Source organism: Neobacillus citreus (assembly GCF_018343545.2).
GTDB classification, from domain to species: Bacteria; Bacillota; Bacilli; order Bacillales; family Cytobacillaceae; genus Neobacillus; species Neobacillus citreus.
The window spans coordinates 36,920-49,833 of the sequence record NZ_JAGYPE020000008.1 but is presented as its reverse complement, the minus strand read 5'-3'; the positions used below and the strand labels follow the sequence as shown (position 1 = coordinate 49,833).

Annotated in this window: 13 protein-coding genes; 9 read left to right on the top strand and 4 right to left on the bottom strand. The window is 40.3% G+C overall.

Translation table 11 applies throughout. The features are described 5' to 3' along the window. The first annotated feature begins 1 nt into the window (after position 1). Positions 2–1,126: a TIGR04053 family radical SAM/SPASM domain-containing protein gene (locus tag KHB02_RS06710; protein WP_213141024.1), complete on the top strand. Its 1,125-nt coding sequence runs from the start codon at positions 2–4 to the stop codon at positions 1,124–1,126. A 42-nt stretch (positions 1,127–1,168) separates the two neighbouring features. Here KHB02_RS06710 and KHB02_RS06705 read toward each other — a convergent pair whose 3' ends face one another. Then, positions 1,169–1,867: a Crp/Fnr family transcriptional regulator gene (locus KHB02_RS06705; protein WP_213141023.1), complete on the bottom strand. Its 699-nt coding sequence runs from the start codon at positions 1,865–1,867 to the stop codon at positions 1,169–1,171. Positions 1,868–2,091: 224 nt separating this feature from the next. Here KHB02_RS06705 and moaA point away from each other — a divergent pair, with 224 nt between their 5' ends. Further along, positions 2,092–3,108, top strand: a complete 1,017-nt coding sequence (moaA, locus tag KHB02_RS06700; RefSeq protein WP_213141022.1) for a GTP 3',8-cyclase MoaA — start codon at positions 2,092–2,094, stop codon at positions 3,106–3,108. Between the two features lie 53 nt (positions 3,109–3,161). Here the strand turns inward: moaA and ric are convergent, their stop codons facing one another. Beyond that, positions 3,162–3,857, bottom strand: coding sequence for an iron-sulfur cluster repair di-iron protein (gene ric, locus KHB02_RS06695; RefSeq protein ID WP_213141325.1), 696 nt, complete (start codon positions 3,855–3,857; stop codon positions 3,162–3,164). 224 nt (positions 3,858–4,081) lie between these two features. Here ric and KHB02_RS06690 point away from each other — a divergent pair, with 224 nt between their 5' ends. After that, positions 4,082–5,347 (top strand): molybdopterin molybdotransferase MoeA, encoded by a 1,266-nt coding sequence (locus KHB02_RS06690; protein ID WP_213141021.1) that lies wholly within the window; start codon positions 4,082–4,084, stop codon positions 5,345–5,347. Next, positions 5,335–5,889: a molybdopterin-guanine dinucleotide biosynthesis protein B gene (gene mobB, locus KHB02_RS06685; protein WP_213141020.1), complete on the top strand. Its 555-nt coding sequence runs from the start codon at positions 5,335–5,337 to the stop codon at positions 5,887–5,889. The genes KHB02_RS06690 and mobB overlap by 13 nt, the downstream gene beginning before the upstream one ends. Positions 5,890–5,906: 17 nt before the next feature. Here mobB and KHB02_RS06680 read toward each other — a convergent pair whose 3' ends face one another. Continuing rightward, complete coding sequence (locus KHB02_RS06680; protein ID WP_213141019.1) at positions 5,907–6,599, bottom strand: Crp/Fnr family transcriptional regulator; 693 nt, start codon at positions 6,597–6,599, stop codon at positions 5,907–5,909. 258 nt (positions 6,600–6,857) lie between these two features. Here KHB02_RS06680 and KHB02_RS06675 point away from each other — a divergent pair, with 258 nt between their 5' ends. After that, entirely contained in the window at positions 6,858–7,037 is a 180-nt protein-coding gene (locus KHB02_RS06675) for a YjzC family protein (RefSeq protein ID WP_213116628.1), read from the top strand. Between the two features lie 123 nt (positions 7,038–7,160). After that, positions 7,161–9,758, top strand: a complete 2,598-nt coding sequence (gene clpB, locus KHB02_RS06670) for an ATP-dependent chaperone ClpB (RefSeq protein WP_213141018.1) — start codon at positions 7,161–7,163, stop codon at positions 9,756–9,758. Positions 9,759–9,814: 56 nt separating this feature from the next. Here the strand turns inward: clpB and KHB02_RS06665 are convergent, their stop codons facing one another. Next, a complete protein-coding gene (locus tag KHB02_RS06665; RefSeq protein ID WP_213141324.1) occupies positions 9,815–9,997 on the bottom strand; it encodes a YjzD family protein in 183 nt (60 codons plus the stop codon). 181 nt (positions 9,998–10,178) lie between these two features. Between KHB02_RS06665 and KHB02_RS06660 the strand changes: the two genes are divergently transcribed. The 3 genes from KHB02_RS06660 (at position 10,179) to KHB02_RS06650 (ending at position 12,901) form a co-directional block, all read left to right on the top strand. Further along, entirely contained in the window at positions 10,179–10,880 is a 702-nt protein-coding gene (locus KHB02_RS06660) for an alpha/beta fold hydrolase (RefSeq protein WP_338088267.1), read from the top strand. Positions 10,881–10,957: 77 nt separating this feature from the next. Further along, the gene (locus KHB02_RS06655; RefSeq protein ID WP_213141017.1) at positions 10,958–11,815 is read left to right on the top strand and encodes an NAD(P)-dependent oxidoreductase; all 858 of its coding nucleotides are present in this window, start codon (positions 10,958–10,960) and stop codon (positions 11,813–11,815) included. 141 nt (positions 11,816–11,956) lie between these two features. Further along, complete coding sequence (locus KHB02_RS06650) at positions 11,957–12,901, top strand: BMP family ABC transporter substrate-binding protein (RefSeq protein ID WP_213141016.1); 945 nt, start codon at positions 11,957–11,959, stop codon at positions 12,899–12,901. Positions 12,902–12,914 lie beyond the last annotated feature (13 nt).

Here is a 12,914-nt window from a genome sequence, read left to right as displayed (position 1 = left end):
GATGGATTTTAGCCGAGACTTTAATAAAGATCCGTTTATTGTGATATGGGAACTAACTCGAGCTTGTCAATTAAAATGTTTGCACTGCCGCGCAGATGCCCAGTATACGAGGGACCCTCGAGAACTTACGCTTGAAGAAGGCAAGCATTTGATTGATCAGATATATGAAATGAATAATCCGCTTCTTGTATTTACCGGCGGAGATCCGCTTATGAGAGAGGATATTTTTGAAATTACCAAATACGCAGTCTCAAAAGGGGTACGTGTTTCGATGACACCAAGCGCTACTCCTAACGTAACAATTGATGCGATGCGTAAGGCTAAAGAAGTCGGACTTTCTCGTTGGGCGTTCAGCCTTGATGGTCCTACTGCTGAGATTCATGACCATTTTCGCGGGACAGCGGGTTCTTTTGACTTAACAATGGAACGAATTAAATATTTACATGAACTGGAAATGCCGATTCAGATTAATACCGTAGTATCCAGATATAATTACGGACATCTTGATGAAATGGCGAAATTGGTTGAAGAATTAAAGTGTGTTCTGTGGAGTGTCTTTTTCCTTGTTCCGACCGGAAGGGGACAGGCATCTGATATGATATCGCCTGTGGAGCATGAAAAGGTGCTAAGATGGCTCTATGATCTAAGCAAGCGGGTTCCTTTTGATATTAAAACCACGGAGGCGATGCATTACCGCCGTGTGGTAATCCAGCAAAAAATGCGTGAAGCCAAAGAAAAGACAGAGGAAATCAGCTATTTATCTGCGTTGACAGAAAAAGGCTTAACGGGCTCAATCGATGGTCTGGGCCGTGCACCAAAGGGTGTAAATGACGGCAATGGCTTTGTGTTTATATCCCATATTGGGGATGTCTATCCGAGCGGCCTGCTTCCGGTTAAGGCCGGAAATATTAGGGAAACCCCTCTGGCTGAAATTTACCGGGAGTCGCCAATCTTTAAGGCACTTAGAAACCCAGATGGATTTAAAGGGAAATGCGGTGTCTGCGAATTCCGATATGTTTGCGGCGGCTCAAGATCAAGAGCATACGCCATGACTGGGGATTATTTAGAAAGTGAACCATTCTGCGTTTATATTCCTAAGGCACTAAGAGAAAAACAAACACAATAAATTTATAGAGGCAATCGATTTTCGATTGCCTCCTCTTAATAACTATTCAATGCTGCAATAAACAGTGGAACAATTTTCACAGCCAATTTCATCTTTTAAGTATTGCAAATCCAGGACGGTAATTTTACCTCGTTTAATGGAAATGATATTATCACGTTTTAGCTCACTTAAGATCCGATTTGTACTTTCCCGTGAAGTGCCGCAGAAATTTGCCAGCTCTTGATTGGTCAACGGCAGGTCGATTAATATTCCATCACTTTTTGGTACCCCATAGCTATTGGTCATCCGGATTAAGGTTGAAAATAAAGCGCCGCGCTTTCCGTTTAGGACAAGGTCGCGGAATTTTGTCTGCGTTTTGCGGAAGTGATCGCTCATCCACTTCATAAATTCAAAGGCTAGCTTACTGTTTTGGAAAATTTCACTTTCAAGTACTTCTTTTTTTATTGCCGCGATTTCACCTTCTTCAAGAACCTTAGCACTTAATAAATATTTTGGACTATCAGTGAAAAGGGTTAATTCTCCGCAAATATCGTTTTCTCCGCAAATTCTTAGTGACAGCTCCCGCCCGTCTGCTGTAATTTTGCTGATTTGAATTTTACCGGAAATGATGACATATAATTCATCAGCGAGCATCCCTTCCTGAAATAGAAATCTTCCCCGTTCGCTTTTAAACTTCCGATCAGCAAATTTAAGCAGTTCTTTTATTTCAATTGAATGAGTTGGTTTCATTGTCGTAATCATTTTTCTCCACCCCTGTACTATATTTCTATATAAATAACTTGGATTCGTTAGTAACATTTTATATCAAGATTAGCCACGTAGAAGTAGTAAACAATGACAATATAGTGAAAACTGGACAATTTTTTTTTAGGGAAATATGGATAGTGAAGAAAGTAACAGTATTTTTTAAATTCATCTGTTACAATGGTATAAAATGAGCTTCTTTATTTATTGGAGTTGATTAAATGGAAAAAACAATCATTACAGATAAATTTAATAGACCATTAAGGGATTTAAGAATTTCCGTTATTGATAGATGTAATTTTCGTTGTCAATACTGTATGCCTGCCGATCAATTTGGGCCGGATTTTGAATTTCTGCCAAGGAGTGCCCTCCTGACCTATGAGGAAATTGAACGGTTAGGAAAAATCTTCGTGCAGTTAGGCGTGAAAAAAATCCGCTTGACAGGCGGTGAGCCGCTGTTAAGAAGGGATTTACCGATTCTCATTGAAAAGCTAGCCGCGATTGAAGGCCTTAGTGATATTGGCTTAACAACAAATGGCGTTCTTCTTCCTAAATTGGCTGCGAAATTGAAGGAAGCAGGCTTGAAGCGAGTGAATATCAGTCTGGATAGTCTAGATGATGAATTATTTGGCAAAATCAATGGCAGGGGAATTGGGACCGGTCCTGTTCTAGAAGGAATTCAAGCCGCTAAAGATGCAGGATTAGGCGTTAAATTAAATATGGTTGTCAAAAAGGGTTTAAACGACCAAGACATTATTCCAATGGCTAAATTCTGTAAAGAAAAAGGGCTGGAGCTCCGGTATATTGAATATATGGATGTTGGCTCCACCAATGGCTGGAAAATGGATGATGTTGTGACAAAAAAGGAAATTTACGAAATGCTAAAGGCGGAATTTGAATTGGAACCAGTTGACCCTGCTTACTTTGGTGAGGTTGCTAAGCATTATCGCTATAAAGGTACCGATGTCAATGTTGGTTTTATTACCTCCGTCTCGGAATCGTTCTGTTCCAGCTGTACCCGGGCCCGTCTTTCAGCGAATGGCCAGATTTTTACTTGCTTATTTAACGGTAATGGCCATGATCTTCGTAATTTCATGAGAAACGGCGCATCTGATGAACAACTTTTTGGAAGAATTGCGGAGATTTGGAACGGTCGAAATGATCGATATTCGGATGAAAGAACGGCCGAAACAAACAAAAATCGTAAAAAAATCGAAATGTCCTATATCGGCGGGTAAACAAACCGCAAACGAAAGAAAACAGCCTGCAATCACAGGCTGTTTTGTTCTTCTTAGATATATCTAGGGAATAGAATGTTATTTTCCAAATGAACATGCATAAAGGTTAATCCTTCCAGTTCTTCTAAACGGCTATAGACTAGCCGGTACGTACCGCAGGCATCAAGCGGCGGTGTAAAGTCGCCGGTAATCTCCCGAAGCTCTTTCAATATGGCACCGGCATGGTCATGTTCTTTTTCGAGTTCCACAATCATGTTAATCGCTTCGTCGCGGTTTTCAATTGTCCCGTCTGCTAGTTTTCTAATGATTGGGAAGACAATTTCTTCTTCCTTTGCCATATGTTCTAACATTTCCTTTTTAAATTCATGGTAAAGCTCATAAACCTTTAGCAATTCTGGATGATTATCCCCATGGACGCGGGAAACCTTTGTCACATAAGGACTAAGCATTTTAAATTCTTCTTCCGTTGCCCGGTGATAGTTAGCGATCACATGGTCAATGATGGTGTTGGAATCAGAGTTAGTCCAAACTTCTAAATCGGTCTCTTTGGACTCATTTTTTTCATAAACAGCTTTTAAATCCTCTAAAATAGAATCGATATTAAGATTGCCTTGGGCTGCAGCTTCGGAAAGCGGGATATTACCGCCGCAGCAGAAATCGATTCGATAAGATTTAAATACATCACTTGTTTTTGGTAATTCGTTTACAATATCTTTAACTAAAGAATTTGCGGAAAATGGGAATGTCAACATGAATCTTCCTCCTTGATAAAAGGTTTGGTTTCTAAACTAAGCATAATGGAAAATCAAATTTAACTAGGTGACTAAAATCACACTGCAAGCGTGAATTTTTATATTCTTCTGTGAGAAAGTTTCGGATTTGTGACTTTTGATATGTCTATTAGTTTTTTGTAAGCTTATAATGGATACAGTTAAAATACATAACGTTCAAAAATGATAGGAGCCGATGAATTTTGTTTGAAAGACGACAACCCATTCCAATCGGAGAAGCAGTTCAAAAAATAATGCAATACCAATTGTCCGGTGAAACGGAATATATCAACATTGAAGAAAGCTTTGGCCGATTTTTATCTAAGGATTTAGTTGCCACCTGCGATGTCCCTCACTTTGACAGGGCACCCTATGATGGTTTTGCTGTTAGAGCAATAGATACACAAGATGCATCCCAAGCTAATCCGGTGGAATTTGAGGTAATTGACCATATTGGGGCGGGGATGGTTTCCAACATGACCGTAACAGAAAATCAGGCAGTCAGAATTATGACTGGTGCGATTATGCCTGAAGGAACTGATGCTGTTGTTATGTTCGAAGTAGCGAAAACCTACGAAAAAGATGGGAAGCCGTTTATGGCCATTAAGCGCAGTTTCAAAAAGGGGGATAACGTTTCCTTTCGTGGGGAGGATGCGAAAGAGGGCGAGGTATTAGTTAAAAAAGGGACACTAATTAACCCTGGAATTCAAGCAATGCTTGCCACTTTTGGCTATAAGGATGTTCCCGCAGCCAAAAAACCGATTGTTGGCCTGTTTGCAACTGGTACGGAATTATTGGATGTTGGCGACCCTTTAGTTCCTGGCAAAATCCGCAATAGCAATTCTCATATGATTGCCGCCCAGATTGAGAGGGTTGGTGGTATCGTTCACTATTTTGGAAAGCTTCCAGATGAATTTGATACCTGCTTCGAGGCTGTGAAAAATGCCGTAAACAAGGTTGATTTGTTGATTACGACTGGCGGGGTTTCAGTTGGTGATTTTGATTATCTGCCAGAGATTTACGAAAAGCTTGGTGCCGAGGTTTTATTTAATAAAGTGGCAATGCGGCCTGGAAGTGTTACAACAGTGGCCAGCCATAACGGAAAGCTCCTTTTTGGTTTATCCGGTAATCCGTCTGCTTGCTATGTTGGATTTGAATTGTTTGCAAGGCCAATCTTACGCAGAATGCTTTTTTCTGAAAAACCTCATTTAAGGAAGGAGCAAGCAATCCTTGAGGTGGATTTTCTAAAAGCTAATCCATTTACAAGATTTGTGCGCAGCTCTGTTTTTATCGAGAACGGCCGGTTAAAGGTGACGCCAAGCGGTCTGGATAAATCCAACATTATCATGAGTCTTGCCGGTGCAAACTCATTAACCATCCTCCCGGGTGGCACACGTGGGTTCGCTGCCGGAACTGAGGTAGATGTTCTTTTGCTTGAAGATCAGTTTGGCAGTGAATGGCCTTGGTAAGACCGGTCATATTTCAAGTTACCGGTTACCAGGATAGCGGGAAAACAACATTTATTGAAAAGCTTCTTCATGGATTGAAGGCAGAGGGATTAATGACGGCTGTTATTAAACACCATGGTCATGGCGGTAAACCAGATGTTTTGCCTAAAAAGGACTCAACCAGACATCTTGCAGCGGGTGCGATTGCTTCGATTGTCGAAGGAGAGGGAAGGCTGCTCCTGCAAACCGAACAGTTAGAGTTCAAATTGGATAAACAAATAAACCTGCTTGGTTTATTTAATTTGGATATTATCTTGGTTGAAGGCCATAAACAAGAAAGTTTTCCAAAGATGGTCCTCCTGCGGGATAAGCGTGACCTTTCGCTAATAAGAAAGCTAAAAAATATTGCAGCGGTTGTTTATTGGGAGGAAGGGCTGGAGGGGGCAATAAGTGAGGTTTTGGAAGTTCCATGCTTTCATATTGGCGATGCAAAAGCTGAGCAACAGATTGTTCGATTATTAAAACAGATGCATGATAAGGAAACGGCTGACTCGAAAAACTGAGTCAGCCGCTAATGATTTCAATCTACCCTGCAAATATCCTCAGGGCAATCTTCGCAATCAATTTCATTTTTTAAATAATCCATGTCATGAATGGTGATCGTGCCTTTATTTATGGAAATAACCCCTGTCTTCCTTAAGTCAGCCAATAGTCGATTGACAACCTCCCTGGAGGTTCCACAGAAATTAGCCAGTTCCTGATTGGTTAAAGGCAATTCAATCAGGATGCCCTTGTTCGTTTTGACACCAAAACTGTTGCTGATTCGAATTAAGGTTGAATATAAGGCGCCTTTTTTTCCATGTAAAACCAAGTCGCGAAATTTTGTTTGAGTTTTACGGTATTGAAGGCTCATCCATTGAATGAATTCAAATGAAAGAGGAAGATTTTGCGATAATTTTTCCTCCAGAAACTCTCTCTTTATTACCGCAGCTTCACCGCTTTCAATAATTCGTCCGCTTAACAGATATTTTGGCTGAGGGGAGAATAAATGTAATTCCCCCACAAAATCTCCGCTTGAACACATCCTTAAGGTAAGCTCTCTACCATCAGGAATAATCTTACTAACATGAAGAATCCCGCTTTTAACAATATATAGCTCATTTGCTGGCATTCCCTCTTGAAACAGAAAGGAGCCTTTCTCCATTTTCTTTGTATGTTGTACTGTTTCGAAAAGACGCGACAATGTGACAGGCATTTCTTTAATGGACTGCATGCCGATACCCCCTTTTATGGGAACTTAAAAGCGATGAATCGCTCAGTAAAAATTTACTAGATATTACTGTAATTATATTGTTAATAATGAATCAATCGCAATAAATGGATGGATAAGTTCATATAATCGTCAAAATTTGGGTACAAAGCAATATTTCTTAGGAAATATTGTCGAACCTTGTAAAATTGAAGGAACTTCCTTTAATGAACCAATGCTTAAAGGGAATAATAAAATCGAAATAGATAAGGAGGGAAAAACATGGGACAAAGCCGTCAATTCGGGCCGGGAAAAAAAGCACCGAATAATGGTGTTTATATTGAAGTTGGGGATACAGGCGATAACGTAGTCAATCCAAAAAAAATAAAGTTGAAAGCCGGCGACAGATTTCCGGAGAACTCAAATGATGACCGTGTATGGACTTACCAGAGAAAGCCATGATTAATATAAATTTGTTGAAAGAGCTGTCCGGAACCGGATGGCTCTTTCAAATTTTACTTTTAAATGAAGGATGAATTATAATATAAGTAATAGGTCAAAAAAGGTCAAAGGGTGTGAAAACTCATGGATTTAAACCGAATGACGGAGCGTATGCAGAATGGTTTAATGGATGCTCAAAGTATCGCCATTAAATATAGCCATCAAGAAATAGACGAGCCCCATTTGTTATTAGCGCTTTTAAACCAAGATGATAGTCTTGCTGCATCCGTTTTGGAAAGGGCCGGGATTTCCGCTAAAAAAGCTGAAGACAGTTTGCTTAAGGCTCTTGCCAAGAAACCGCAGGTAACCGGCAGTGGAATTGAACAGGGAAAGCTTTATATCACAGCCAAACTGCAAAAGTTATTGGTAAGTGCTGAAGAATACGCGGCAAAATTCGCTGATGAATATCTATCCATCGAGCATATTCTGCTTGCCGCAGCAAACGCGAACGATACGGAATTGAAAACAATTATTCATTCATTTGGCCGCACCTCGGAAGATCTTTTAAAAGTTATAAAAGAAATAAGGGGGAATCAAAGGGTGACAACACAACATCCTGAAGCGGGATATGATGCTTTAAAAAAATACGGGCGGGATCTTGTAGCAGAAGTAAGAGCTGGGAAAATGGACCCTGTCATTGGCAGAGATACAGAAATAAGAAATGTTATCCGCATTCTTTCAAGGAAAACCAAAAATAATCCCGTTCTAATTGGTGAGCCTGGTGTAGGGAAAACCGCCATTGTTGAAGGATTGGCCCAAAGGATTGTTAGAAAAGATGTACCAGAAGGCTTGAAGGATAAGACTATTTTTGCCTTGGATATGAGTTCACTGATTGCTGGTGCGAAATTTAGAGGTGAATTCGAAGAAAGATTAAAGGCAGTTTTGAATGAAATTAAAAAAAGTGAAGGGCAAATATTGCTATTTATCGATGAAATCCACACGATTGTAGGTGCGGGAAGAACTGATGGAGCGATGGATGCCGGAAATATGTTAAAACCAATGCTGGCCCGGGGTGAGCTGCATTGTATCGGGGCAACCACACTTGATGAGCACCGTAAATATATCGAAAAAGACCCTGCACTTGAACGGAGATTTCAGCAGGTCCTTGTTCAAGAACCGGATGTCGAAGACACAATCTCCATCTTGCGGGGGTTAAAGGAACGGTTTGAAGTCCATCATGGGGTCAAAATTCACGACCAGGCCTTGGTCGCTGCTACTGTCCTTTCTGACCGCTATATTACGGATCGCTTTTTGCCGGATAAAGCAATCGACCTTGTCGATGAAGCGTGTGCGATGATTCGGACCGAAATTGACTCCATGCCAACTGAGCTGGATGAAGTGACCCGCCGGGTAATGCAATTGGAAATAGAAGAAGCGGCGTTAACAAAAGAGCAGGATGAGGTTAGTAAACAAAGACTCCGCGCCTTGCAAAAAGAGTTGGCAGATTTGAAGGAACAGACAAATGCTATGAAGGCGAAGTGGCTTGAGGAAAAACAAACCATTAATAAATTACAGGAAAAACGGGAGCAAATTGAAAGACTTCGCCGCGAACTCGAGCAGGCAGAAGATAAATATGATTTAAACAAGGCAGCAGAGCTTCGTCACGGTCTCATCCCAGCTGCGGAGAAAGAGCTATTGGCACTTGAAGAAAAAGCTGAAAGTGACGACCGGCTTCTACGTGAAGAAGTGACTGCAGAAGAGATTTCCAATATTGTTTCAAGATGGACAGGAATTCCGCTTTCCAAGCTTGTCGAAGGTGAGCGGGAAAAGCTTTTAAGACTGGAATCAATCCTGCACGAAAGGGTCATCGGACAGGATGAAGCAGTAGGTTTAACTGCTGACGCTGTTTTAAGGGCACGTGCGGGGATTAAAGACCCGAACAGACCAATTGGTTCATTTTTGTTTTTAGGCCCGACTGGAGTTGGTAAAACAGAACTTGCGAAGGCGCTGGCAGAAAGCTTATTCGACAGTGAAGAACATATGATCCGGATTGATATGTCGGAGTATATGGAGAAGCATGCTGTTTCACGTCTTATTGGTGCACCTCCCGGCTACGTAGGTTACGAGGAAGGCGGCCAATTAACGGAAGCAGTCCGTCGAAAACCGTATTCGGTTATATTGATGGATGAAATTGAAAAGGCGCATCCTGAAGTATTCAATATCCTCCTGCAGGCACTTGATGATGGACGAATTACAGATTCCCAAGGCCGGGTTGTTGACTTTAAAAATACAGTCATTATTATGACATCCAATATTGGGTCACACATTTTACTCGAACGAAATGAAAATGAACAAGAAATCTCAGAAGGAACGAGAGAAAAAGTGTTGAATCTTCTGAGAGCACACTTCCGGCCGGAATTTTTAAATCGTATAGACGAAACGATTCTCTTTAAGCCGTTGTCTATGGCCGATATTAAGAATATTGTCGTCAAGCTTTTAAAAGAGCTTAAGGCAAGGTTAAAAGAGAAACAAATCGATATTACGATTGATGAACAAGCGAAGGAATTCATTGCCGCACATGGCTTTGATCCTGTATACGGGGCAAGACCGCTGAAACGTTATATTCAGCGAAATCTTGAAACAAAGCTTGCCCGTGATATTATTGCAGGAAAAATTCATGATGGGACAAACGTCGAGATTACAGTTGAAGACGGGGTAGTGGCTTTAAAAATATTTTCATAAAAGCCATGGAATTAAAAAAGGTCCTCCAATTGGGGGAGGACCTTTTTTAAAAAGTCTTAGTGTTTTTCAACAGGCTCATTTGGAATAACTGTCGAAATAACGAAAATTAAAATGGTAATTCCTACAGATAAAATGGCACCAAGCTTGAAATCAAATGCCGCACCGGACATCGAGCTGACTACATATGTAAGCATTTCTGTTAAAAGAAAAGCCCAGAAAAAAGTCCAAAAGAAACGCATATTTTTCACCTGCCTATTTTACATCCTATCTTATATTACCACATGATATGAAATTAATGAAAGGGTTTCTTTTACAAATAAAAAATAGGCAATGCCCCATTCATCTTTTGTGAAATGACATACATTATCATGAGGAAATATGGAAAAAGGAGTTTTATCTATGGAATGTCGGTGTTTTCAAATGGATTCCCAATGGAATATTATTTATTATCCTGAAAAGCCAACCGGGTTTGGGGTCTTAGTAATCGGAGATGAACGGCATTTTGTGGACGAGAGTAAAAGCTTTTGGACTCAAAATGAAGGAAAGCAAATCATAATCAACGATTTAAAAGAAAAAGGGTACACCATTTTTTCCTCAAATCTTTATGGGCGGAACTGGGGCAGTGATCATGCGGTTGAGCTTGCACAAAGCTTGTATCAGCATGTCATTCGAAGTGAAATTCTTAATCAAAAAATTCATATTTTGGCAGAGGGCATGGGCGCGCTAGTTGCTCTAAAATTAATGGAGAAAATGAAAGACAACATCAGATCGGTTATCCTCCTAAATCCTGTGCTTTCGTTAAAACATCATCTCCAGCAAGAAAAGGAACATAAATTTTTTTATAAAAAGTTAATCAGGGAATTAGTTGCAGCCTATCAAACAAATCAGCAGGACCTTGAAAGCGCCATTTCTAAAATGGACGATACGGTAAATCTTAATTACGACTGCCCTATTCAAATCATCCACATTTTGGCAGGCGGCAGATCCTATAACCAATCGAAACAATATCAACAGATCCTCGGACCCTCAAATATAAATCCAACGTTTATTCTTCTGGAAAAAAAGCAACAGCTAGGTAAAATATGTGTTAAATTTCTAAGCAGCCACGAATCGGTCTTGTGACCATCCCTCCTCAACTGAAATAATTCCTTATTGAAGAGCATAGGATTCAGTAAGGGTAGTTTGGGGAGGGTGATGAAATGGACAAGGCTGTCATTTGGGGCGTTTTCGACTTTGTCAATTTTCACGTCTGTAAAACGTTATTAAATAAAGGCATTGAGGTTGACGGTATCCATTTAGAGGATACAAGCAAAATCCCTTATTTAGATGAAAAAAGGCTTGAAGTGGGAAGAAATGCTAATTTTGCCGAGTACTCCTTCTCACAATGGAGAAAAAAAATACAGAACCGATCAGCTGAAAACCAACTGTTTATTTTTTCTATTTATGATCTTTACATGCTCCGTCAAGAACATCTCTTATTAAATGTGCAGGTTAGAGAAACAATATTGGATTATCTTAAAAAATATAATGGGAATATAGAGGTACTTTTTATTTTGCCTATGCAAATGTTGGAAACGAACGAGGAAACTGCTGTTTTAGATTTTCAAAGGCAGATAAAAAACCTGGTGGAAGACTTCAAAATTATATACCTGCCTTCTGCTTATGGACCTTGGCAGCCGAACGCTTTTTTTATACAACAAGCCATTGTTGCGGCCATTACAGATATAGCCATTTCAATTAATGATAGGGAATGGACTGAAGATGCAGTATATGTTGAAGATGCTGCTGAATCTATACTTGAACTGATTGAAGGAGAGGAATCAGGGTCATTTATTGTGGAAAGCGGTCAGGAGAATTATTGGGATAAATGTGTCACATATTTAAATATTACGGAACAGTTGGAACAGCTCAAAAGTCGGATAGTGCCGCATCTCTCTGACCATAATGCCGTAAGAGTGCCGGTTAAAAAGATAACTGATTTAACTGTATCACTGAACAGACAAAAGCAGCATACTCGGATGCTGTATCTCGATTATTTTGAAAATGATGGCCGATAGGCTCCTTTGTACGGGGGAAGCGAAGAAATTTACTTTTCAATTATTTATTGAACAGGTAGAATAATAATTAACAAGATTTACTAAAAGGTTAGTTTAGTTTAGGTTTGAGAGCTAGGCCGCCGTACGAAGGAGTTGCATTCAATGCTTAGCCGCTTCGGCATCATTTTTTTATGCCTTTTTTTACTAAGTGCTTGCGGGGAAACAAAAGCACAAGGCCACCTGCAAAAGGCTGGCTTATTAGTGCCCGATACCGTAAATGATCAAGTGTGGGCCACGAAAGGATTTAATGGACTGTTAAAAATTCAATCCAAATTTAATATCGATGTATTTTATAAAGAGGGCATGAATTCTGAGGACAAAGTGGAAAAGGCCGTAAAAGAGTTTGATCAAAAAGGGGTCAATCTTATTTTCGGGCACGGGTCGGAATACGCCGAATATTTTAATCAAATTTCAAAGGATTATCCTAATATTCACTTTGTCAGTTTTAATGGTGATGCCAAAACACCCAACTCCACCAGCCTGAACTTCAAGGGGCATGCGATGGGCTTTTTTGGGGGGATGGTTGCAGCCCATATGTCAAAGCAGCATAAAGTCGGTGTCCTGGCCGCCTATGAATGGCAGCCGGAAATCGAAGGGTTTTACCAAGGAGCTATGGCGGAGGATAAAAATACCCATGTAAGTATTGAGTATGTCGGCAATTGGGATGATGATAATAAAGCCATCCAATTAGTTGATCGAATGCTTGATACCGGTGTGGATGTCGTTTATCCTGCCGGGGATGGGTTTAACGTACCCGTGATAGAAAGAGTAAAAGACCGAGGGCAATATGTGATTGGTTATGTTTCTGAACAATCGGATTTTGGAGAATCAACGGTCTTAACTAGCACGATTCAACAGGTCGATAAATTGTACGTTAAGGTGGCCGACCAGTTTAATAACCAGAAACTAAAGTCGGGGAATCTTTCCTTTGATTTTCAAGACGATGTCATTTCATTAGGCAAATACAGCCCTTTAGTAGACAAGGGCTTTATCCATAAAATGGATAGTTATATCGAGACCTATAAAAATTCCGGCAATCTGCCTTAATTATGGATAAAGC